This is a genomic window from Achromobacter sp. 1L-A-4-B-C2 (assembly GCF_057291955.1).
Genome location: NZ_JBXAWP010000001.1, coordinates 818,606 through 840,994 on the forward strand (window position 1 = coordinate 818,606; position 22,389 = coordinate 840,994).

Here is a 22,389-nt window from a genome sequence, read left to right on the forward strand (position 1 = left end):
CACGCCGTGCGCTAGGCGCAGCCGCCCTGACCCAGACGGCTTCCAGGACTGATTCGTTGCCCCTTACCACTACGACAAGGACGGATGATGAAGAAACCTACTGCCTCCATGCCCCAGGGAATTGCCGGCGCCAACGCCGCCTATTACCAACGACTGACCCAACTAGCCCAGGAAAGCCAGCAGCGCTGGATGGAACTGGGCCGCCGGCTGGCCGACCAACACACAACCAACACGCTGTCCACGCTAAGCCCGCTGCAACACACCGGCGACTGGCAATCCATTGCACCGGCGCTGGGCGAGATGACGCGCAAGCAATGGCAGGCGCAATTGGAAGCCAGCCAGGCCATCACCCATGCCGCGCTGCAAGAGCAGGCCGCGCTGACGGCCGGGCTGGGCGAAGCCATGAGCGGCTGGTTCAAGCTGGCCACCGGCGGCGGCATCGCCCCCGCGCCCTTCCCCATGACACAGATCTGGACGGCGATGTCGGACCAGATGGCCGCCGCGTGCGCCGCCATGCGCGATGCCAACCAACCCGGAGATCGCCATGACGGATAAACGCACCGCGCTGGTGACGGGTGGCTCGGGCGGCCTGGGCCGCGCCATCGCGCTGGCGCTGCACGATGCCGGCCACGACGTGATCGCCACCTACCACTCCAACGAAGGCGCCGCGCACGCCTGGGCCGAAGAAGAAGCCTCGCGCGGACGCCGCTTCGCGCTGTACTCCGTGGACGTGGGCGACTACGCGTCATGCCAGACGCTGATGCGCCGGCTGGACCACGACGGGCGCATTATCGACATCCTGGTCAACAACGCCGGCATCACGCGCGATGCGCGCTTGCGAAAAATGAGCCTGGAATTTTGGAACGAGGTCATGCACAGCAACCTGGATTCCATGTTCCACATGACACAGCCGCTATGTGGCGGCATGGCGGACCGCGGATGGGGCCGCATCGTGAACATTTCGTCCGTCAACGGCAGCAAGGGCGCGTTTGGCCAGACGAACTACGCGGCGTCCAAGGCGGGCATCCACGGCTTCACCAAGGCGCTGGCGCTGGAACTGGCCGGCAAGGGCGTCACCGTCAACACCGTGTCGCCCGGCTACCTGGACACGCGCATGGTGCAGGCGGTGCCCGAAGATGTGCTGAAGGAAAAGATCCTGCCGCAGATCCCGGTCGGCCGCTTGGGCCAACCCGAAGAAGTCGCGGCGCTGGTGGCATTTCTGTGCGGCCCGCACGCAGGATTCATGACCGGGGCCAACGTCGCCATCAACGGCGGCCAGCATATGTACTGAAGTACTGACCGTAGTACTGAAGTCCTGACCGTAACGCGGCCACGCTGACCGGCCGGCCCTCGTTTCTCAGGCAACAACATCGCGCCCGCCGACGGCTCCGTCGGCGGGCGCGATGCGTTGCGGCATATCGACACGCGGTGCAACCCGGTGGATAAAACGGTGTTTGAAACACCAGGTAACGGGTTAACCCCATATTGTTGAGACCCGAGCTGCCTCGTATATTTGCATCCACTTGAGCAGGATTGGATGCAATTTCTATTTTTAGTATCCACATCTGCCCTCGTTTCGCGCCTTGGGTAATGCCCAGGGCCACCACACACCGCCGGCCCCTTCGCGCATCAGACGCGGACCCGGCACGCTTCGAGGGGAAACCACCATGCAATTGTTCGTCCGCCCGTTGCTGGGCGCCACCTGCCTGATGTTGTCGCTGGCCGGCGCCGGCGCCCACGCACAGGAAACCGTAAAGATGGGCGCCGTGCTGTCGTTGACCGGCGCCAACGCCACTGTGGGCGAGGACGTGCGCCGCGCCGTGGACCTGGCCGTGGAAAAGGTCAACGCCGACGGCGGCGTGATGGGCAAGAAATTTGCCGTGGTGGTCGAGGATTCGGGCGGCAACCCCACCACTGCGTTGAATGCCGCGCGCAAGCTGGTCAGCGTCGACAAGGTGCCGGTCGTCATCGGCGAATACTCGTCGGGCATTTCCATTCCGCTGGGCCAGTACCTGGTCAAGGAAGGCGTGACGCACATCAACATCGCCAGCACCAGCGTCAAGATCCGCGACCTGGGCGCCACGTCGTTCAACCTGATCGGCCTGGAAGACAAGGGCAACCGCTTTTCCGCCAAGGACACCTGGGATCAGGGCTACCGCAACGTGGCCATCATTGCGCCCAACAACGCCTACGGCCAAGGCGTGGCGCACGGCTACAAGGAAGAGTTTGAAAAGCTGGGCGGCAAGATCGTGACCGAAGTGCTGTACACCGCCGGCCAGTCCACCTACCGCCGCGAATTGCAGCAGATGTCGCGCAGCAACCCGGACGCCTACATCTACACCGCCTACGGCCAGGAATCGGCCGTGATCAACCGCGAGGCCTTTGAACTGGGCCTGCGCAAGACGCCGTGGTACGGCATCTTGCTGAGCATGTGCCTGAGCGACACGCCGGCCGACATCGCGCAAGGCCAGATCGGCATGGAAGTGGGATCGGTGCTGGGCCCCAAGGGCCGCGAATACGCCGAAGCCTTCAAGGCCCGCTACAAGGACGGCTTCAAGACGTCCTACACCGGCTACGCCTATGACGCGGTGCTGTTGACGGCCGCCGCCATGAACCTGGCCAAGTCCACCGCCCCCGCCGACGTGCAGGCCGCCCTGACCCAACTGGGCCAGAAGGGCTATGAAGGCGTCACCGGCTTCATCAAGTTCGACAGCGACCGCCAGCGCGTGGACCCGCCCTACGCCAAGCTCAAATCCGACCAAGGCAAGATCGTCGCACGTTGATGGGCCCGGGCCGGCGGCTGCCACGCAGCCCCGGCCTTGTCTTCAGGCGTTTTCTTTTTTGCTGTCTTACGAGTCAACAAGATGATCCAGATTCTCGTCGACACGCTGCTACGCTGCTCGGACCTGGCGCTGATCGCGCTGGGCCTGAGCATGGTGTATGGGCTGGTCAAATTTCCAAACATCGCGCACGTGCAATACGCCATGCTGGGCGCGTACGCGACCTATGCGTGCAGCGTGCTCGGCCTGCCCCTGCCCCTGGCGCTACTGGCCGCAAGCCTGCTGACCGGGGCGCTGGCGCTGGTGTTTCACCTGCTGGTGTTTCGTCGGCTGCTGCGCGCGGGTCCGGCCATCACCATGATCGGCTCGCTGGCGCTGTCCATGTTGCTGATCGCTTTTTGCCAGGGCGTCGCGGGTTCGTTCCCGCTGATGTTCAAGCTGCCGCTGGCCACGCCAATACGCCTGGGTGACGCCAGCGTCACCGTCATGCAGATCGCCGCCGTATCCACCACGGCGGTACTGCTTGCGGCCTTTGCGCTGCTGCTTTTCACTACGCGCACGGGTCGCGCCATGCGCGCGCTGTCCTGCAACCCGGCCCTGGCCGACGCCAGCGGGTTGAACGCCTCGCGCATTACCTGCCAGGTGGCGTTCGCCAGCGGCGCGCTGGCAGGTCTGGGTGGTGGGCTGCTGGCCCTGTCCACGGGCGCGCACATCAACCTGGGTTCGGATCTGTTGTTGCCGGTGTTCGCCGCCGCCATCCTGGGCGGCCTGGGCAACCCACTGGGCGCGGTCGCTGGCGCATTCCTGATCGCCTTCACCGAAACGCTGGTGACTAACCTGAACTTCGGCTGGCTCTACAACAAGCCGGTGGCCTTCCTGCCGGTGGCGTACATCAGCGCGGCATCGTTCCTGATCCTGTTGCTGGCGCTGCTGTTCAAGCCCTACGGCCTGTTCGATCGCGAGGTGCGCCGTGTTTGATTTCCTGATTTCATCGCTGACCTTCGGCGCGATCTTTGCCTTGATGGCGCTGGGCCTGAACCTGCAAGCCGGCTTGGCGGGCTTGCTGAATTTTGGCCACATCGCGTTCGCGGGCATCGGCGCATACGGCACCGGCATCGCCGTGCATATCGGCTGGCACCCGGGCCTGGGCGCCGCTGCCGGCGTTGCGGTGGCCATGGCGCTGGGCTGGTGCGTTGCACGCTTGGGCAAGCAGCTGGCCGCCGATTATTGGGGCATAGCCACCCTGGCCATCGCCGAGATCATCCGCACCGTCGCCACCAACGAACTGTGGCTGACCAATGGCGCGCAAGGCATCAGCGGCATCCCCGCGTTGTTCGGCGGCCTGGACGGCAAGAGCGGCGCGCTGGCATTCCTGGGCCTGGTGCTGGTGTTGACGGCCGCCGCCGCCGTGCTGTTGCGCCGTCTGGCCTACAGCCGCTTCGGGCGCGCGCTGCGCGTGATGCGCGAAGAACCCAAGCTGGCGGCCTGCATGGGCTATGACCTGATGCGGCTGAAATCGCGGGCGGTAATGGCCGGCGCGGCAGCGACCGCGCTGGCGGGCTCGCTGTACGCGCACTACATGAGCTTTGTCGGCCCCGATTATCTGCTTGCCTCCGAGACATTCCTGTTGTGGACCATGCTGATGATCGGCGGCATCGGCAACGTATCGGGCGTGCTGCTGGGCGTGGTGCTGGTGCAGACCGCCTACACGCTGGTGCCCTTCGCCAAGGACGCGTTCGGCTTCGGCTCCGACGTGGCCGGCGCGCTGCGGTTGGGCTTGATCGGCTTCATTTTGTTGGGATGCCTGTTGTGGCGCAGCGAAGGGCTGCTGCCGGAAAAGATGAGGAAGATGCCATGACCACCCCTTATGCATTGCAAGTCGATTCGGTGGCCAAGGCGTTTGGCGGCAACCGCGTGCTGGAGAAGGTCGGCTTTTCGATCCGACCAGGCGAAATCGTCGGGCTGCTCGGCCCGAACGGATCGGGCAAAAGCACCTTGCTGAACACCATCACCGGCTTTGAATCCATCGACGCCGGCACCGTGCAGTTCGAAGGCCGACGCATCGACTCCTTGAACGCGCACCGCATCGTGCAGGCCGGCATCGCGCGCACCTTCCAGTTGCCGTCGATGCCACGCAAGATGTCCGTGGCCGAGGTCGCCATGGCGGCATCGACCGAGCATCACGGCGTGTGGGAAAACCTGTTCGGCTCGCGCGCGGCGGGGCTGGCCGAGACACGCGCGCGGGCGCGTGCCGGCGCGTTAATGGACCAATTGCTGCTGACGCCGGTGCGCGATTTGTCGGCAGCGGCGATCTCGGGCGGGCAAAAGAAATTGCTGGGCATCGTCTGCGCGCTGATGGCCCAGCCGCGCATGCTGATGCTGGACGAGCCCACGGCCGGCGTGCACCCAAACCTGCGCAGCGACATTGTCCGTGCGTTGCAGCGCCTGAATGATGCAGGTATGACGATTGTGATTGTCGAGCACGACATGCATTTCATCCGCGAAGTCTGCCATCGCTGCATCGTGCTGGACCGTGGCCACATCGTGGCCGATTGCCGGCCGGATGAACTGGCGTCCAATGAACGGGTGTTGCAGGCGTATCTGGGCGGCGCGGCGGCCAAGCCCGCCGGCGGCGCCACCGCCACGCCGGTACTGCGCATGGGAGCTGCCTGATGAGCGAAAAAATGATCGACGTGCAAAACGTTGTTGCCGGCTACACCCGCGACGTGGACATTCTGCGCGGCTTGTCGCTGCATGCAGGCCAATCTGAAATCGTGACGCTGCTGGGACCCAACGGTTGCGGCAAATCGACCTTGCTGAAAACCATCGCCGGCTACCTCAAGCCGCGCGAAGGCCAGGTCGTGCTGAAAGGCAAAGACATCTCGCGCTTTCCCGTGCACGAGAAAATTCTGCGTCACGGCCTGGGCTTCGTACCGCAAACCGAGAACGTGTTCACGGCGTTGTCGGTGCGCGAAAACCTGCTGGTGGGCGGCAATGCGCTGGACAAGGCGCAGTGCCTGGCGCGCGTGCGCACCTTGTGCGAACACTACCCCGTGCTGCAACGCAAGCTGGATGCGCCCGCCGCGTCGTTATCCGGCGGCGAACGGCAAATCCTGGCGCTGGCGCGCGCGCTGATGCCTTCGCCGGGCCTGTTGCTGCTGGACGAGCCATCGGCCGGGCTGTCACCCAAGACGCTGGGCGAAGTGTTCGAAGCCATCCAGCGCATCCGCGCCAAGGAAGGCGTGACGATACTGATGGTGGAGCAAAACGCCATGGAAGCGTTGCGCATTTCCGACCGCGCGTACGTGCTATCGATGGGCACGGTGGCCATCACCGGGCAGGCCGAGGCCTTGATGAACGACGCAAAGGTGCGCGAACTGTACCTGGGCGGCCGCGCGGCGTAGGCCCGTTCAGCCGTCTTCCCGCATGCGGTGCATGGCGACCAGGTTTTTCTTGGTTTCGATAATGTGCGCTTCCACCAGGCGCGCGGCCAACGCGCCGTCCTGCGCACGACAGGCTTCCAGGATGCGGTAGTGATCCGCCTGCGGCCCTTCCTTGCCGGTCGCCTGCGACATCATCTCGTGCGTGTAGCGGTCCGTGTTCAGGCCGTATTCCTCGATCAGCCGTCGCAGCCGCGTGTTGTTTGCCGGCGCGCAAAGCGCCAGGTGAAAACGGCGGTTCAGCTCGGCCCACTCCGACACCGAATCGGCCTCGTCGTAGGCCTTCAGGATGGCTTCCAAGGTGTCCAGGTCAGCCCGCGCCATGTTGGGCACGGCCGCGCGCACCGCGTAGCCTTCCAGCGCGATGCGGATGTCCAGCAGCTCACAAATCTGGTCCACGTCCATGCGGATGACGACCGCGCCCCGGTTCAGGTGATACGCCACCAGCCCTTCGGTTTCCAGCTGGCGCAACGCTTCGCGCACCGGAATGCGGCTGGCCTGAAAGCGCGTGGCCAGGGCGTCCTGCTTTAGCGGCGTGCCCGCGGGCAAGGCGCCCGTCAGGATCTCATAGCGCAACTGGTCGCGGATGCGGTGCGGCAAGGCCTGGGCTTTACTGGACGTGCCCTTCGTTTTGGTGATGCTCATGACTCTCGGGTATCTATGGGGCGAAGGACGGCGGCCTGCGGCAAACGTCGATGAAAGTGGATCCAACGGCGGGCTCCCATCGTAGCCGAACGAACCGGGATCGGGAACCGCCGCCGTCCACGCAGGGCATGGCAAGCGTCTGCGCCGTTTTTCAGGGACACCATCATGACGCGGGCCTGATCCGGGTACAGCGCCAGAGCCGGCGTCCCGCCTGGCTTTACGCGTCCGACCGCCCAAACTGATCCGCTTTTTTATTCCATTTCTGAATCTGTACTGCATCGCGCTGCGGATCTACCGTTCGACGGGTAGGACACCCGTTTATCAGGAAGACCGCTATGCATGGCGACGCGCTATTGCTTGCCCGAATACAGTTTGGGTTCACCATTTCATTTCACATCGTTTTTCCCGCCATCACGATCGGCCTGGCCAGCTATCTGGCGGTGCTGGAAGGCTTCTGGCTGCGCACGGGCAAAACCGTCTATCGCGACCTGTATCACTTCTGGACCAAGATCTTTGCCGTCAACTTCGGCATGGGCGTGGTGTCCGGCCTGGTGATGGCGTACCAGTTCGGCACCAACTGGAGTTTTTTCTCGGACTTCGCAGGCAGCGTGACGGGGCCGCTGCTGGCGTACGAAGTGCTGACCGCCTTTTTCCTGGAAGCCGGCTTCCTGGGCGTGATGCTGTTCGGCTGGACGCGCGTCGGCCCGGGCCTGCACTTTTTCTCGACCATCATGGTGGCGCTGGGCACGCTGGTGTCGGCCACGTGGATCCTGGCGTCAAACAGCTGGATGCAAACGCCGGCCGGCTACGAGGTCCTGGACGGGCGCGTCGTGCCCACCGACTGGCTGGCCGTGATCTTCAACCCCTCGTTTCCGTATCGCCTGGCGCACATGGGCATCGCCGCCTTCCTGGCGACCGCGTTGATGGTGGGCGCGTCCGGCGCGTGGCACTTGCTGCGCGGCGACCGCAGCCCCGCCGTGAAGAAGATGTTCGCCATGGCCATGGGCATGCTGCTGCTGGTGGCGCCGCTGCAAGCGGTGGTGGGCGACTTTCATGGCCTCAATACCCTGAAGCACCAACCCGCGAAGATCGCCGCCATTGAAGGCCACTGGGACAACGAACCCGGCGTGGGCGTGCCGCTGACGCTGTTCGGCATTCCCGACATGGCACGCGAAGAAACGCGCTTTGCGCTTAACGTGCCGCGCTTGGGCAGCCTGATCCTGACGCATAGCTGGGACGGCCAGTTCCCGGGGCTGAAGTCCTATCCGCCCGAAGACCGCCCCAATGCCACCGTGGTGTTCTGGTCGTTTCGCATCATGGCCGGGCTGGGCATGCTGATGATTCTGCTGGCCGGCTGGGCGCTGTGGACGCGCTGGCGCGGGCGGCTGTACGAGTCGCGCGCGCTGCAACGCTTTGCGCTGTGGATGGGGCCGTCCGGCATTGTCGCCATGCTGGCCGGCTGGTACGTCACCGAGATCGGCCGTCAACCATGGATCGTCTACGGCGTGATGCGTACGGCCGACGCGGCCACGCCGCATGGCGTTGGCGAACTGACGTTGACGCTGGGCCTGTTCGTGGCGGTCTACCTGCTGGTGTTCGGCGCCGGCGTGTCGTACATGCTGCGCTTGATCCGCATGGGGCCCAGCCCCGCGCCCGGCCACGCGCCGCTGTCGGGTGGCCCGGGTGAAGCGCGCCAGCCGTCACGCCCGCTGTCCGCCGCCTCCACGCTGGCGGGGGTGGAACCCGCGCCGCACAACCGTTCCGGAGTCTGACGCCATGGGCATCGACCTTGCATTGATATGGGCCGTCATCATTTTGTTCGGCGTGATGATGTACGTGGTGATGGACGGCTTCGACCTGGGCATCGGCATTCTGTTTCCGCTGATCCGCAGCCGCGATGAACGCGACGTCATGGTCAACACCGTGGCCCCCGTCTGGGACGGCAACGAGACCTGGCTGGTGCTGGGAGGGGCGGGGCTGATGGCGGCGTTTCCGTTGGCGTATGCGGTGATCCTCAGCGCGCTGCACCTGCCGCTGGTGTTCATGCTGCTGGGCCTGGTGTTTCGCGGCGTGGCGTTCGAATTCCGCTTCAAGGCCGACGAACATCATCGCCGTTATTGGGACATGGCCTTTGTCTTTGGCTCGGTCACCGCCACGTTCTTCCAGGGCGTGACGCTGGGCGCCTACATTGAAGGGATTCCGGTGGTGGGCCGCGCCTTTCACGGCGGCGCGTGGGACTGGATCAGCCCGTTCTCGCTGTTCACCGGCGTGGGGCTGGTGGTGGGCTATGCCTTGCTGGGCTGCACCTGGCTGATCATGAAAACCGAAGGTCGGCTGCATCGCCACATGTGCGATATCGCCCGGCCGCTGACGTTGACGCTGCTGGCCGTGATCGCGGTGCTTAGCGTGTGGACGCCGCTGGCGCAGCCGCAGATTGCGCAGCGCTGGTTCAGCCTGCCCAATATGTTCTGGTTTTTCCCGGTGCCGGTGCTGGTGGCCGCCGCCGGCTTCGAGCTGATCCGGCGCGTGCGCGCCACGCCCGCCGCCGGGCCGTTCATGCTGTCGCTGGCGCTGGTGTTTCTAGCCTACACGGGCCTGGGCATCAGCATCTGGCCCGCCATCATTCCGCCTGACGTCTCCATCTGGACGGCCTCCGCGCCGCCGCAAAGCCAGGGCTTCGCGCTGGTCGGCGCGTTGCTGATCATTCCGATTATCCTGGCCTACACGGCGTGGTCGTACTACGTGTTTCGCGGCAAGGTCCGCACCGGCGAGGAGTTCCATTGATGCGTGTCTGGACAACATCTGCCTGGCCGCGCCGCCTGCTGTGGCTGGCGCTGCTGTGGGCCGCCAGCGTCGCCACCTTGGGCGTGGCGGCCTACGCGCTGCGGCTTCTGATGCGCGCCATCGGCATGTCGACATGACGGCGCACCGTCACACCCGCGTACCGCCCCGCCCCTCTTTTTCCCTTTTTGAAACGACACCGCCATGAAGCGCTATGAACGGTTGACCGAAGACATCACCGCCTCCATCAGTTCCGGCTTGCTGCAAGTCGGCGACCGCCTGCCCTCGGTGCGGCAGACCAGCACCAGCCGGGGCGTCAGCCCGTCAACGGTGTTCAAGGCCTATTACCTGCTGGAAGCGCGGGGCCTGATCCGCGCGCGCGATCGGTCCGGCTACTACGTGCTGCGCGCCCCGCACGCCGTGCTACCGGAACCCGACGCCCTGTCCAGCGCCACCGCCGGGCGTCACCCGGTGGACGTCAGCGACAACGTGCTGCAAGTGCTTAACGCCACGCTGCGTCGCGACATGGTGCCGTTTGGCTCGGCCTTTCCCAGCCCGTCGCTGCTGCCCTACGCGCGGCTGGGCAAGTTCATGGCGTCGGCGGCGCAGCGGCTGGATCCGTGGGGTTCCATTGACGACCTCAGCCCGGGCGACGCGGCGCTGCGCCGCGCCATTGCATTGCGCTATCTGGCCGATGGCCTGTCGGTGCCGGTGGACGACATCATCATCACCAACGGCGCGCTGGACGCGCTGAACCTAAGCCTGGCGGCGGTGACCCGGCCGGGCGATGCGGTCATCGTCGAATCCCCCACCTTCTATGCCGCGCTGCAATCGTTGGAGCGCAACCAGCTGCACGCCATCGAAGTGGCCACGCATCCGCGTGAAGGCATCGACCTGCAAGCGCTGGAACGCGCCATCGTGCAGCACCGTCCGCGCGCCTGCTGGCTGATGACCACGTTTCAGAACCCGCTGGGCAGCCTGATGCCCGACAGCAAGAAAGAAGCGCTGGTCAAGCTGCTGACGCGCCACGGCGTGGCGCTGATTGAAGACGACGTTTACGGCGAGCTGTACTTTGGCGAACAACGGCCGCGCCCGGCCAAGGCGTTCGACAAGGAGGGCATCGTGATGCATTGCTCGTCGTTCTCGAAGACGCTGGCGCCGGGTTATCGCGTGGGCTGGGTGGCGGGGGGACGCTACACCCGGCAGATCATGCGCAACAAGCTGACCACCAGCCTGGCCACCGCCGCGCCCACCCAGGCCGCCATCGCCGCCTATCTGGAAAAAGGCGGCTACGACCGCCACCTGCGCCAGTTCCGGCAGGCGCTGGCATTGCAGCAGGGCGAACTATTGCAGGCCGTGGCGCGCTACTTTCCCAAAGGCACGCGCGCCACGCGCCCGGCCGGCGGCTACTTCGTGTGGGTGGAGCTGCCCGAGCATATCGACACGCTGAAGGTGCATCGGGCGGCATTGGATCACGGCATCAGCATTGCACCAGGGCCGTTGTTTTCGTCATCGGGCGCGTTCGGAAATTTCATGCGTCTTAACCACGGGCACCCCTGGAGCGTCGACATGGAACAAGGCATGGTGACGTTGGGCAAGCTGATGGCTGGAGGGTAATGCGGCGTGCCGGTTGAGAACGACCGGCAGGCGCTCAGCGCCGCGTGTCGGCGCCCGCGCGCGCGGCTTCCACGTCCTGCATCAGGCTGGCTGCTTCGTGACGCAAAGGCATCACCACCCGGCCTTGGCGGTCGATAGCGCCCCATTGGCCGCCCGCCATGTAGTAGTGCTCGCCCCCGGCGGCAGGCACCTTGCGGCAGCCCTGGCACACCACGGCCAGCCCGCCTTCAAAACGGTCGACCCAATCGTAAGGCGTCGTGATGACGCGATTGAGTTGGGCGTCGTAATACGCCATGCCGCCTGACCACGGCCCGCGCGTCAGCCCGTCTTCAAAGTCGTCGGCGAAATTGTCGTACGTGACCACGGCCACGGACTTGCCGTCGGGCCGTACCCATCGCCATGACCCGTGCGTGTATGCCGGCGACAAGCCGTCTGCGTTGAAATCCATGCGCCCCAGCGCCTGGGCAGCGAAGGTCAGCGTGTCGCCGTCGACACGCGCGCAATGGTCCTCGGATTCCAGCGAGCCGCCCTCGTGCTTGGCGGGGTACAGGCATTGCAGGGGATAGGACGAAGCCGGGGCGGCGGCCGGGGCGGCGGGCGCGGCAGCCAGCAGGGCAAGCAACAGGGTCGTCAACATGGCGGCGATCCTAGCATGCTGGCCGGGGCCCGCAAGCCCCGGTGTACGGCGCCCCGGGAAGGCAAGGCTGTCATTCGCGGGTGCGACCGGCGGCCCGGCGGCCACTATTCGCCCCCGGTGCGTCAGTTCGCCGTCGCGCCCGAATCCTTCACCGCTTTCGCCCAGGACGCGATCTCGCTCTGGATGAACGTGCCGAACGCGGCGGTGTTCAGGGTGGACGCGGCCGCGCCTTCTTCCATCAGGCGCTGCTTGACCGCGGGCGCGGCCAGCGCACCGCTTAGCGCCGCGTTCAGCTTGTTGACCACCTCCGGCGGCGTGCCGGCCGGCGCAACCACGCCGTGCCACGACACCGCCTGGAAGCCGGGCAGGCCGGACTCGGCCATCGTCGGCACGTCGGGCATGGCCGGCGAACGCTCGGGCGAGGTCACCGCCAGCGCGCGCAGCGTGCCTGCCTTCACGTGCGGCAACACGCCCGGAATGGTGGTGAACATGAAGTCGATCTGACCGCCGATCAAATCCGTGATGGCCGGGCTGCCACCCTTGTACGGCACGTGCGTGAATTGCAGCTTGGCCGCGCTCTTGAACATCTCGCCTGCCAGATGGCCAGGCGTGCCGGCGCCCGCCGAGCCCATGTTCGTCTTGTCGCCCTGCCCGCGCAGGTAGGCAATCAATTCCTGCACGCTGGCCGCCTTGACGTTGGGCCCGATGACCAGCACGTTGGGCACCGTGGCCAACAGCGTGACGGGTGTGAAGTCCTTCACCGCGTCATACGAAATGCGCGAGTACAACGACGGGTTGATGCCATGCGTGCTGGCGGTAGCCAGCAGCAGCGTGTAGCCGTCCGGCGCGGACGAGGCCACCTGCTTGGCCGCGATGGTGCCGTTGGCGCCGCCCTTGTTGTCGATGACGATGGTCTGGCCCAGCGTCTGGGCCGCTTGCGCCGCAACCGTGCGCGCCAGGATGTCGGACGTGCCCCCGGCGGAATGCGGCACCACCAGCGTGATGGGCTTGGTCGGGAAAGTTTGCGCGTGCGCCACCGGCAACGCCGGCAGCAAACAGGCGGCCAGCGCAACGCGCGCCAGCAGTCGGGTTTGGATCATTGAAGTCTCCTCGTTTGTCATTGGATGCGGCGCCCTCGCCGGGGCGCCGTCATGCCCGCGTGGCGCGGGTGGGGTCGGGTCAGATCAATCGGAGCCCAGTTGCAGCTTGTTCGGCTGGCGCTTTTCGATAGACCACTTCAGCAGCGCCGCCGAACGGTAGATACCGTGCGCGAACTTGCCGTAGGGCAGCGTCAGGAACAGGGCCATCACCACGCCCAGGTGTATGGCCAACAACAGCGCCATCGCGCCGCCATCGCGCCCGGCAAGCAAGGCCAGCCCCGTGGCGCTGGTCAGGAACAGCAGCACGATGAAGCCGCGATCCATCGGCTTCTGTGCCGCGTCGCCCTGTTGCGGATGGCGCTTGATGTTCAACCACAGCAAACCGGCCGGCCCGATCAGCAAGCCGATGCCCCCGGCCGTACCCAGCAACACCGGCGCGCTCAGCAACGGATACGGCGCCTGCTGATTCAGCAGATAGTGGTACAGCGTGGCCACGCAGGTGGCGGCAAAACACAGCATGAAGCCGTAAAAGGTGAAGTGATGAAAACGCCGGCGCCACAAGGTGAACGCATCGTCGGCGTTGTTGCAGCCCTTGCCGTGGCCGCCGTCCAGATAGCGCAGGCGCAGCGCGTCGTGCGCAGCCTCGGCCACCGCCGCGCCGGATGCCGCCCCCGGGCTGACGTTGCGCCAGAAGCGCGTGACGCCCACGCCCAAGGCCAACATCGAAAAACCAAACACCACGCCGAACATCAGCGCCAGCGTGTTGTGCGGGAACACGGCGTAGAAATTGCCGGCCATGGGTTCATCAAACAAGCCGCCCGCCATCAACACGGCCAGCACCAGGAACAGCGCCAGACCCGCGGCGGTGGCCAGCGACAAGGCCAGGCCGTTGCGCTTGTACAGCGAGCCCAGCGCGGCCGGCCAGGCGTAATCGGTGTAGGTCTGCACCCGCACCTTGGCCATGGCCTGCGGCACGTTCACCGCGAATTCATGTGGCGGCGCGTACTGGCACGCGTGCAGACAGGCGCCGCAGTTATGGCAGAGGTTGGCCAGGTAGTTCAGGTCGGCCTTGCCGAATTCCAGGCGGCGCGTCATGGCGGGAAACACCGCGCAAAAGCCTTCGCAATAGCGGCAGGCGTTGCAGATCTGCATAACGCGCGCCACTTCGGTTTCGTCTTCGGTCAATGCGTCCGCTTGCGGCTTGGCGTTCTTGCCGCGCCACTGGACGGGGTGTTCGACCATGGCGGCGGGCATCGCGGGTTGCTCGGCCACGGCGGGGCTGCCGGGCGTCGAAGCATGCGGGGTGGAAAACGACTGGGCCTCGCGGGCCAGGGCTTCAAGCTGCTTCATGTCGCGCTCTTTGCAAGGGTCTGGGCGCGCGCGGCGGCAGCGGCCCGGGTGCCGGCAATGCGGCCGAACGCCGTGCCGATGGACATGCCCACGCCGGCCGTATAGCCCTTGCCCAGCACGTTGCCGGCCATCATCTCGCCGGCCACGAACAGGTTGTCGCTGGGCACGTCGTTAAAGCGCACGGCGGCGGTGTCGTCCACCTTCAAGCCCAGATAGGTAAAGGTGATGCCGGGGCGCAGCGCGTAGCCGTAGAACGGCGCGGTGTCGATGGGCCGTGCCCAATGCGTCTTGGCGGGCGCGATGCCTTCTGTGTGGCAGTCGTCCAGCGCGGTGTGGTCAAAGGTACCGACACGGCACGCGGCGTTGTAGTCGCGCAAGGTCTGTGCAAAGGTGGCCGGGTCCAGCCCCAGCTTGTCGGCCAGTTCGGGCAGCGTGTCCGCCTTCACGCCCGGAAACACGGGCGGCATGAAGCGGCCGATGGCCTTGGCGTCGATGATGGAATAGGCGATCTGCCCGGGCTGCATGGCGGTCAGCCGGCCCCAGATGGCATAGCGCTTGGGCCAGAAGTCTTCGCCTTCGTCGTAAAAGCGCACGGCGTCGCGGTTGACCACCACGCCCAGCGACACGCAGTCGATGCGCGTACAGATGCCGCCGTCGTACAGCGGCGCGCGCGCGTCGATTGCCACGCAGTGCGATTGCGAGGGGTCGCCGATGCCGTCCGCCCCCGCGTCCAGCATGAATTTCAGCAGCACGCCCATGTTGAAGCGCGTGCCACGGATCAGGAAATTGTCGGCCGGCCATTCGCCGCGTTCGTTCTGGCCCCAGGCCTCGCGCAGCCATTCGCGGTTGGACTCGAAGCCACCCGCCGCCAGCACACAGGCGCGCGCCTCGATGCGTTCGTCGCCGATGCGGGCGGCCTTGAAACGGCCGTCTTCCAGCTCCAGCGCATCGACCGGCGCGTTGTAGCGGATCTGCACGCCCAGCGCTTCGGCACTGCGGTAATACGCGTTCACCAGCGCTTTGCCGCCACCCATGAAAAAGGCGTTGGTGCGCGCCACATGCAGCGCGCCCGACAGCGGCGGCTGGAAGTTCACGCCATGGCGGCGCATCCAGTCGCGGCACGTGGACGATTCGCGGATGACCAGGCGCGCCAGATGTTCGTTGGTCTGTCCGCCTGTGACTTTCAGCAGGTCTTGCCAGTATTCCTCTTCGGGATAGGCGTCGATCAACACGTCTTGCGGCGCATCGTGCATGCAGCGCAGATTGCGCGTGTGCTGCGAATTGCCGCCGCGCCATTCGCGCGGCGCGGCTTCCAGCAGCATCACACTGGCGCCGGCCTCGCGCGCCATCAGGGCCGCGCACAGCGCCGCGTTGCCCCCTCCCACCACCAAGACGTCCACCATGCCATCGTCCCCAATTCAATGGGCTGACTGTACTGACGGGGCGGCGTCCGCGATATCAGGCGGGCGTCAACGGGTCTTCACGAATCGTGAAGGGCCACGACGGCCCATTTGCCCTGTTGCGCCAGCGTGCGCGAGACGTCGGCCAGCACCAGGCGCGCGGCCAGCGCGGCGGGCGACAGTTCGTCGTCGGACAGGCTGACCAGCAGATTGGGGCGGAACAAGTGGGCGTCGTCGATGCGGGCCATGTGCAACTGCCCGGGCGCAATACGCGCCGTGGCGGAGCTGGGCTGGATGGTGGCGGCGCTGCCCAGCTGCACCACGTCCATCAACAGCGACAAGCCATCCACCTCGGCCACCACGCGCGGCGTCTGGCCCAGTTGCAGGAAGGCGTTGTTCACCAGCGCGCGCAAGCCATGGCGGCCGCTGGGCAGCACCAAGGGCAGATGCGCAATGTCGGCCAGCCGCGTCGTGTCGCCGCCCGGCACCCCGGGCATGTCGCGACGCGCGCACAGGAACAGCGGCTCGTCCAGCAACGGCATGATGCTCCAACGGCGCGCGGATTCGGCCTGGAACACGATGGCCAGGTCCAGCAACCGGCCGTTGAGCATGTCGGCCAGATGGCCCGACAGCGCCTCGACCAGATGCAGCCGGATGTCCGGGTAGCGTTCGTTCATGGCTTGCAGGAACGGCGCGCCCAAAATGGCGGCGGTGGTTGATGACAGGCCCACGCTGACTTGGCCGGCCAGCCGCGCCTGTTGCGCGGCCTGCACGGCGTCATCCGCGTGGCGCAAGGCCAACTGCGCCTGCCGAAAAAACGCCAGCCCGGCATCGGTCGGCACCACGCCGCTGGCGCTGCGCTGCAACAGCCGCGTCGACAGTTCGCCCTCTAACCGGCTGATCTGCTGGCTGAGGGCCGACGTGACCATGCCGATGGACATCGCCGCGCGGCCGATGCTGCCGGCCTCGACCACGCGCACGAAGTAACGCAGCTGGCGCAGTTCCATGCCTAGCTCGGAATGGTCAGGCCCCGCACCACGGCCGGGCGCGCGACAAACGTTTCCAGCACGCGGGCCACGTTCGCAAATTGCGGGAAGCCGACCAGCTCGCCCGCTTCATAGAAGCCGACCAGGTTGCGTACCCACGGGAAGATGGCGATGTCGGCAATGGTGTATTCCTCGCCCATGACCCAGTCGCGGCCTTCCAGGCGCTGGTCCAGCACGCCCAGAAGGCGCTTGGCCTCGGCCACGTAGCGGTCGCGCGGGCGCTTGTCTTCGTAGTCCTTGCCAGCGAATTTATGAAAGAACCCCAGCTGGCCGAACATGGGGCCGATGCCGCCCATCTGGAACATCAGCCATTGCAGCGTCTCGTAGCGTTCGGCCGTGTCCGTCGGGATGAACTGGCCGGTCTTGCTGGCCAGGTAGATCAGGATGGCGCCCGACTCGAACAGCGCCAGCGGCTTGCCGCCCGGGCCGTTGGGATCAAGGATGGCCGGGATCTTGTTGTTGGGGCTAAGGGACAGGAATTCCGGAGAAAACTGGTCTTGCTTGTCGAAAGCCACCCGATGGGGCTCGTAGGGCAGGCCGATTTCTTCCAGCAGGATCGACACCTTCACGCCGTTGGGCGTGGGCAGCGAATAGAGCTGGATGCGGTCGGGATGCTGGGCGGGCCACTTCTTGGTGATGGCGAACGAATCTAGGGAGGTCATGCGGGGTTTCTCCAGAGGAGGCGGACATCGGGTTGGGGAATTGCGCCGACAATCCTAGCGCATACGGGTGGAAATCCGCCTGAAAATTACCGGCGGACGGGGTGGGCGGGGCGGGCGCATCTGCCTGCCGGGGCGGGGCCTGCGCCTAGCGCGCCCCGAGCTTGGACACGCGCAGCAAGGCCCAACGCACCGCCGTCGTCGCCAGGGCAATGGGCAGCACCAAGGGCCATTGCGCCAGAAACAGTTCACGCGTGGCCTCGCCCCACGCCCAGGTGTTGCCGAACACGATCGGCGCGGGCGGCGCCAGGTAAAGCGCCAGCAGCGCCGCCGCAAACGTCGCCGAAAGCCCCGCGACCGCGCGGCCCGCCACGGTCAGGCGGGCACCGGCCAGGCGCTCGGCAAGGGTCAACAGCAGCAGCCCGGCCAGCCCCGCCAGCACGGCGTCGGCGTAGAAATCGCGGGGTCCGTAGAGGTAAGGCGCGTCGGGCACCGCCCAGCCGTAGGCGCCCGTGGTCAACAGCGACGTCAGGCAAGCGCCAAAGAGCGCGGCGGCGCCGGCCAACAGCAGGAAATCGCAGAGTCGGGGTAGAAGTTTGAGCATGAAGGCTGGGGTGGGATCGGAGGGAAAACGGCGAACGGGCGCAGCATGCCACAGGTGGTGGCGGATGCGGCGGCGCGGGGATGAGGACGTGGCGTGGCGGGTCGGGTCAGTCGCGACGGTCGGGTCGGCTTCGCGGTGGGACGGTCGGCGGCGACATCTGCAACTGCGCTACATTGATCGGCGTTCCGCCTTCGCCACGTCCCATCCATGCGCGCGCCCCGCTTGCTGTTGACCTTGTTGCTGGCCACCGCCCTGCCCTGGCCGGGCATGACCGTTTCGTACGCCGCCCCGATAGCCACCGCCTCGACGTTTCCGGCAGCCGTGCTGGCCGATCAGCGCTACGGCCCCGACCCCGCCCAGATCGCCGATGTCTATCTGCCCGATGCATCGACACAGCACGGCCGACCCGCCCCCGTGCTGGTCGTGGTGCACGGCGGCTCATGGAAAGGCGGCGACAAGGCCACGCCCGACGTCGTGCAGGACAAGCTTGCCTACTGGCTGCCCCGGGGCTACGCCGTGGTCTCGGTCAACACGCGGCTGATGCCGCAAGCCCGCCCGGCCGCGCAGGCCGAAGACCTGGGGCGGGCCATCGCGTGGATCGGCCAGCAGGCCGCCCGCTGGCACGCCGACCCGGACAACCTGTTCGTCATGGGCCATTCCTCAGGCGGCCACCTGTTGACCTTGCTGGCCGCCGACGCCGCGATGCGCCAGCGCACGGGCGCCCCCTTGTGGCGGGCCAGCATCATCCTGGACGGGGCGGGCTTCGATCTGCTGGACGTCATGCCGCGCCCGCACGCCCCGTTTTACGACGAGGCCTTCGGCGCGGACCCCGCCGAATGGGCGCAGGCGTCGCCCGCCGCGCAACTGACCGGGCCACAGCCGCCCGCGCTGTTCGTCTGTTCCACATTGCGGCCCGACCCGTGCCGACGGGCGCAGCGCTACGCCGACCTGTTGACGGCACAAGGCGGCCAAGCCGCGCTGTTCGGCGTTGCCCGCAACCACGCGCAGGTCAACGCCGACGTCGGTGCCGACAACGAGGCCACCCGCGCAATCAACGCCTTCATCACCGCACGACTACAGCGGTAGAAGCCGTCAGCGCGATAGGACGCAGGTGGAACCGATCGGCTGCGATCGGTGGCGATCAAAAACGGTCGCCAGCAATCGGGACCGACAAGCAGCAACAGGCCGCGCGTTCGTGACACAATCTGGCCCGCCTCAATGACGGGCGGGCCGCCCTCGTGCCCGCCACCTCCATGCCCCAGTTCACCCTGCACCGCCTGACCTCGCTGATCCTGACCGCCGCCGGCCTGCTGGCCTTGCCGGGCGCTCACGCCGAACCCGCGACGGTGGGCGATATGCCGCCCCCTATGGCGCCCGCCGAGACGCCCGCCGTGCTGCCCCCTGTGCTGCCCAGCGATTCTCAAGCTGCCACACCCGCCGCGCCTTCCGCTGCCGCCCTTACCGAGCCCCCGCCCGGCATGGCCCAGTACGGCCGGGGCACCCATGGCCAGACCCTGACCCTGACACTGCTCAGCGACCACACCAGTGCGCTCGCTCCGCACACGCCGTATCGCCTGTTCCTGACGGGCAAGAAAGAGTTCATTGAAGACACGCCCAGCCAGGACGGCATCCTGCACGGCGTCACCGACGACCAGGGCCGTACCGCCTGGGTCTGGACCGACAAGCCACACGACCCCGACGACTTCACGCTGATCCGACGCGTCGGCGACGGCGCGTGGGGCCACTTCTTCCAGCTGCATTCCAGCAGCAGCACCAAAGAACCGGTACCCGCGTGGCCCTACATCCTGACCATGCGCCAGCGCTGGGGCGAGCAATGGGTAGACCTGGGCTACACCACGCGCCAAGGCGCCACGGCCTACTTCAGCCACGACACGCCGGCCGTGCCCATATCCTTGTCCATCGAGTCGCCCGTCACCGACAACCACGCCTGCTTCGACGAACTGGACGCCATCAACCGCAAGTTCAGCCAGGGCGACGTCGACGGCGCACATGCCCTGATCGGCGCGATGCACTGCGCCGCCACCCCGCAACAACAGTTGAACCTGGCGCAATTGCTGTTGATGGTCGGTCGGCAGGACGATGCCCGCCACTGGCTGATGCGGGCACGCGAATGGCGGTTTCCGCAATCCCTGAAACCCGTCGACACCGATTTGCTAAGCGACCGGCTGGACGTAGAGCGGCTGCTGGGCATGCCCGACCTGGCGCTGGCCGATGCCCAAACGCTGCAACAGCGTCAAGCCAAGCTCGCCCGCGCAGGGCGCGCCAGCGACACGGACTGGGCCAACAACATCGCTTATTTTCTGGCGGACTTTCCGGACTACCTGCCCCAAGCCGAAGCCCAGGCGCGGCAATCGATCCGCGAGATGGGGCCGAACGCGTTCAACCAAGGCACCCTGGGCTGGATCCTGAGCCTGCAAGGCCACAGCGAAGAAGGGCTGCGCCTGCTGCATGTGGCGTATCGGGAGCTGTCCCGCAATGAAGAGCTGGTGGCCGACTATGGCCTGGCGCTATGGCAACACGACCGCCCTGAGCAGGCGGTGCGCCTGTGGGACGAGGCGCAGGCGCAATGCGTCTGGGGCCGGCGCCTGCACGACGCCATGCGCCAGGCGCAGTACCCGCACCCCTATTTCCAGCCGGCGGACTCCGACGCGGTCAAGGCGTATCGGCAGCGCTGCGACGCGCCTCGGACCAAACGCACCCACCGGCAACCGGTCGCCGCCCTATAATTTCTTCTCGCCTTGCCCCGGGGCAGCCGCAGGAGACCACCATGAAATCGACGTTGATTGCCTTGCTGACCACGCTTGCCATCTCTGTCTTGGTAAGCGCTTGCACCAACAGCCCCGGCGGCCCGCCGCACCCCGGCGCCGTCAATCCCTACAGCAGCGGCGGCTTTAACGACGCCGGCCCGAATTACCCCGACACGGGCCGCTGACAAGTCCCCGGCTTTTCCTTGCCCGCGTTGTTGCCATTGCACGCGGGTCGGTGCGCCAAACGCATAACAGCTTTGTGCCTCGGGTGCATCCCGCCGCAAGCCGGAAATCCTAGACTACCTGCACATCACAGGAGTCAAGGAGAAGGCTTTGCAGCCGCTGTTATCAAACGTGAAAGTGCTGGACCTGAGCCGCATTCTGGCCGGCCCCTGGGCCAGCCAGATCCTGGCCGATCTGGGCGCGGACGTCATCAAGGTCGAGCGGCCGGGCCTGGGCGACGACACCCGGTCCTGGGGCCCGCCTTTCCTGAAAGACGAGCACGGCCAGGACACTACCGACGGCGCCTACTTCATCGCCACCAACCGGGGCAAGCGGTCCATCACGCTGGACTTGCAGACGCCTGAAGGGCAGGCGCTGGTCAAGGACCTGTGCCGCGACGCGGACGTGGTGCTGGAGAACTACAAGGTTGGCACCCTGGCGCGCATGGGGCTGGACTATGACTCGCTGGCCAAGATCAATCCGCGCCTGGTGTATTGCTCGGTCACCGGCTTCGGGCAGACCGGCCCGCGCGCCGCCGAGCCCGCGTACGACTTCCTGATCCAGGCCATGGGTGGCCTGATGAGCGTCACGGGCGAACGCGACGACAAGCCCGGCGGCGGCCCGCAAAAGGTGGGCGTGCCCATCGTGGACCTGACCACCGGCGTCTACGCCGCGCTGGGCATCGTGGCCGCGCTGCTGCGGCGCTCGCAGACGGGCCAGGGCGAGTACATCGACGTCGCCATGCTGGACGTGCAGGTCGGCCTGTTGGCCAACCAGGCCATGAACTTCCTGCTGGGCAACCGCGTGCCGCGCCGCACCGGCACCGCGCATCCGAACATCCAACCGCAACGCACCTTTGTCTGCGCCGATGGCGACATCGTCATCGTCGTGGGCAACGACGCGCAATTTGCCGCGTTGTGCCGCCTGCTGGGCAAGCCCGAGCTGGCGCAAGACCCCCGCTACATCACCAACAGCCAGCGCGTGACGAATCAGGACACGCTGGACCCGATCCTGGACGCCATCTTTCTTACGCGGCCGCGCGCGCACTGGCTGGCAGCGCTAAAAAGCGCCGGCGTGCCGGCCGGGTCGATCAACACCGTGCCTGAAGTGTTCGACGACCCGCAGGTGGCGCACCGCGCCATGTTGCGCCGCCTGCCGCACCCCACCGCCAAGAGCGTGCCGCAAGTGATGAACCCCTTGCGCTTCGCCACGGCGGACCTGCGCGCCGACCGCGCACCGCCCCTGCTGGGGCAACACACCGCCGAAGTGCTTGAAGAACTGGGCATGAGCGCGCAGCAGATTGCCGACCTGCGCCAGCGCAAGATCATTTGAACAAGACG

23 protein-coding genes are annotated in these 22,389 nt (G+C 66.4%); 15 read left to right on the plus strand and 8 right to left on the minus strand.

All coding sequences use genetic code 11. The features are described 5' to 3' along the window. Positions 1-87 precede the first annotated feature (87 nt). The 7 genes from AC0Z35_RS03665 (at position 88) to AC0Z35_RS03695 (ending at position 6,184) form a co-directional block, all read left to right on the plus strand. On the plus strand, positions 88-555 hold the full coding sequence (locus tag AC0Z35_RS03665; protein ID WP_485131352.1) for a hypothetical protein: 468 nt from the start codon (positions 88-90) through the stop codon (positions 553-555). Next, on the plus strand, positions 545-1,291 hold the full coding sequence (gene phbB / locus AC0Z35_RS03670; RefSeq protein WP_104141905.1) for an acetoacetyl-CoA reductase: 747 nt from the start codon (positions 545-547) through the stop codon (positions 1,289-1,291). The genes AC0Z35_RS03665 and phbB overlap by 11 nt, the downstream gene beginning before the upstream one ends. A 376-nt stretch (positions 1,292-1,667) precedes the next feature. Further along, a complete protein-coding gene (locus tag AC0Z35_RS03675) occupies positions 1,668-2,783 on the plus strand; it encodes an ABC transporter substrate-binding protein (RefSeq protein ID WP_046805119.1) in 1,116 nt (371 codons plus the stop codon). Positions 2,784-2,864: 81 nt separating this feature from the next. Then, positions 2,865-3,758 carry a branched-chain amino acid ABC transporter permease gene (locus tag AC0Z35_RS03680; protein WP_046805120.1) on the plus strand — a complete coding sequence of 298 codons (894 nt, stop codon included), beginning with the start codon at positions 2,865-2,867 and terminating at the stop codon, positions 3,756-3,758. Next, positions 3,751-4,638, plus strand: a complete 888-nt coding sequence (locus tag AC0Z35_RS03685; protein WP_485131351.1) for a branched-chain amino acid ABC transporter permease — start codon at positions 3,751-3,753, stop codon at positions 4,636-4,638. Before AC0Z35_RS03680 ends, AC0Z35_RS03685 begins: the two co-directional genes overlap by 8 nt. Continuing rightward, positions 4,635-5,453: an ABC transporter ATP-binding protein gene (locus AC0Z35_RS03690; RefSeq protein WP_485131350.1), complete on the plus strand. Its 819-nt coding sequence runs from the start codon at positions 4,635-4,637 to the stop codon at positions 5,451-5,453. The genes AC0Z35_RS03685 and AC0Z35_RS03690 overlap by 4 nt, the downstream gene beginning before the upstream one ends. Positions 5,454-5,464: 11 nt before the next feature. Continuing rightward, positions 5,465-6,184, plus strand: a complete 720-nt coding sequence (locus tag AC0Z35_RS03695; protein ID WP_120157631.1) for an ABC transporter ATP-binding protein — start codon at positions 5,465-5,467, stop codon at positions 6,182-6,184. Positions 6,185-6,190: 6 nt separating this feature from the next. Here AC0Z35_RS03695 and AC0Z35_RS03700 read toward each other — a convergent pair whose 3' ends face one another. Then, positions 6,191-6,865: a GntR family transcriptional regulator gene (locus AC0Z35_RS03700; RefSeq protein ID WP_046805123.1), complete on the minus strand. Its 675-nt coding sequence runs from the start codon at positions 6,863-6,865 to the stop codon at positions 6,191-6,193. 335 nt (positions 6,866-7,200) lie between these two features. Here AC0Z35_RS03700 and AC0Z35_RS03705 point away from each other — a divergent pair, with 335 nt between their 5' ends. The 4 genes from AC0Z35_RS03705 (at position 7,201) to AC0Z35_RS03720 (ending at position 11,263) form a co-directional block, all read left to right on the plus strand. After that, complete coding sequence (locus AC0Z35_RS03705) at positions 7,201-8,637, plus strand: cytochrome ubiquinol oxidase subunit I (RefSeq protein WP_485131349.1); 1,437 nt, start codon at positions 7,201-7,203, stop codon at positions 8,635-8,637. 4 nt (positions 8,638-8,641) lie between these two features. Beyond that, positions 8,642-9,649: a cytochrome d ubiquinol oxidase subunit II gene (gene cydB / locus AC0Z35_RS03710; RefSeq protein ID WP_485131348.1), complete on the plus strand. Its 1,008-nt coding sequence runs from the start codon at positions 8,642-8,644 to the stop codon at positions 9,647-9,649. Continuing rightward, positions 9,649-9,786 (plus strand): DUF2474 family protein, encoded by a 138-nt coding sequence (locus tag AC0Z35_RS03715; RefSeq protein ID WP_082134497.1) that lies wholly within the window; start codon positions 9,649-9,651, stop codon positions 9,784-9,786. Before cydB ends, AC0Z35_RS03715 begins: the two co-directional genes overlap by 1 nt. A 64-nt stretch (positions 9,787-9,850) precedes the next feature. Next, positions 9,851-11,263, plus strand: a complete 1,413-nt coding sequence (locus tag AC0Z35_RS03720; protein WP_485131347.1) for an aminotransferase-like domain-containing protein — start codon at positions 9,851-9,853, stop codon at positions 11,261-11,263. A gap of 34 nt (positions 11,264-11,297) precedes the next feature. On the opposite strand, the gene AC0Z35_RS03725 is transcribed toward AC0Z35_RS03720, so the two are convergent. The 7 genes from AC0Z35_RS03725 to AC0Z35_RS03755 all read right to left on the minus strand — a co-directional run bounded on the left by AC0Z35_RS03725 (position 11,298) and on the right by AC0Z35_RS03755 (position 18,059). Continuing rightward, positions 11,298-11,900: a WG repeat-containing protein gene (locus AC0Z35_RS03725; RefSeq protein ID WP_485131346.1), complete on the minus strand. Its 603-nt coding sequence runs from the start codon at positions 11,898-11,900 to the stop codon at positions 11,298-11,300. Positions 11,901-12,022: 122 nt separating this feature from the next. Further along, the gene (locus tag AC0Z35_RS03730; RefSeq protein ID WP_485131345.1) at positions 12,023-13,000 is read right to left on the minus strand and encodes a Bug family tripartite tricarboxylate transporter substrate binding protein; all 978 of its coding nucleotides are present in this window, start codon (positions 12,998-13,000) and stop codon (positions 12,023-12,025) included. Between the two features lie 84 nt (positions 13,001-13,084). After that, positions 13,085-14,350 carry a tricarballylate utilization 4Fe-4S protein TcuB gene (gene tcuB / locus AC0Z35_RS03735; RefSeq protein ID WP_485131344.1) on the minus strand — a complete coding sequence of 422 codons (1,266 nt, stop codon included), beginning with the start codon at positions 14,348-14,350 and terminating at the stop codon, positions 13,085-13,087. Then, complete coding sequence (gene tcuA / locus AC0Z35_RS03740) at positions 14,347-15,753, minus strand: FAD-dependent tricarballylate dehydrogenase TcuA (RefSeq protein ID WP_485131343.1); 1,407 nt, start codon at positions 15,751-15,753, stop codon at positions 14,347-14,349. The genes tcuB and tcuA overlap by 4 nt, the downstream gene beginning before the upstream one ends. Before the next feature lie 77 nt (positions 15,754-15,830). Then, positions 15,831-16,757 carry a LysR family transcriptional regulator gene (locus tag AC0Z35_RS03745; RefSeq protein ID WP_485131342.1) on the minus strand — a complete coding sequence of 309 codons (927 nt, stop codon included), beginning with the start codon at positions 16,755-16,757 and terminating at the stop codon, positions 15,831-15,833. 2 nt (positions 16,758-16,759) lie between these two features. Continuing rightward, the gene (locus tag AC0Z35_RS03750; protein WP_046805131.1) at positions 16,760-17,458 is read right to left on the minus strand and encodes a glutathione binding-like protein; all 699 of its coding nucleotides are present in this window, start codon (positions 17,456-17,458) and stop codon (positions 16,760-16,762) included. 145 nt (positions 17,459-17,603) lie between these two features. Beyond that, positions 17,604-18,059, minus strand: coding sequence for a hypothetical protein (locus AC0Z35_RS03755; RefSeq protein WP_485131341.1), 456 nt, complete (start codon positions 18,057-18,059; stop codon positions 17,604-17,606). Between the two features lie 207 nt (positions 18,060-18,266). Here AC0Z35_RS03755 and AC0Z35_RS03760 point away from each other — a divergent pair, with 207 nt between their 5' ends. The 4 genes from AC0Z35_RS03760 to AC0Z35_RS03775 all read left to right on the plus strand — a co-directional run bounded on the left by AC0Z35_RS03760 (position 18,267) and on the right by AC0Z35_RS03775 (position 22,381). Beyond that, positions 18,267-19,145, plus strand: coding sequence for an alpha/beta hydrolase (locus tag AC0Z35_RS03760; protein WP_120157014.1), 879 nt, complete (start codon positions 18,267-18,269; stop codon positions 19,143-19,145). 167 nt (positions 19,146-19,312) lie between these two features. Then, positions 19,313-20,806 carry a tetratricopeptide repeat protein gene (locus tag AC0Z35_RS03765; RefSeq protein ID WP_485131340.1) on the plus strand — a complete coding sequence of 498 codons (1,494 nt, stop codon included), beginning with the start codon at positions 19,313-19,315 and terminating at the stop codon, positions 20,804-20,806. Positions 20,807-20,847: 41 nt separating this feature from the next. After that, entirely contained in the window at positions 20,848-21,012 is a 165-nt protein-coding gene (locus AC0Z35_RS03770; protein WP_162941279.1) for a hypothetical protein, read from the plus strand. 148 nt (positions 21,013-21,160) lie between these two features. Beyond that, complete coding sequence (locus AC0Z35_RS03775) at positions 21,161-22,381, plus strand: CaiB/BaiF CoA transferase family protein (RefSeq protein ID WP_485131339.1); 1,221 nt, start codon at positions 21,161-21,163, stop codon at positions 22,379-22,381. Positions 22,382-22,389: the final 8 nt, after the last annotated feature.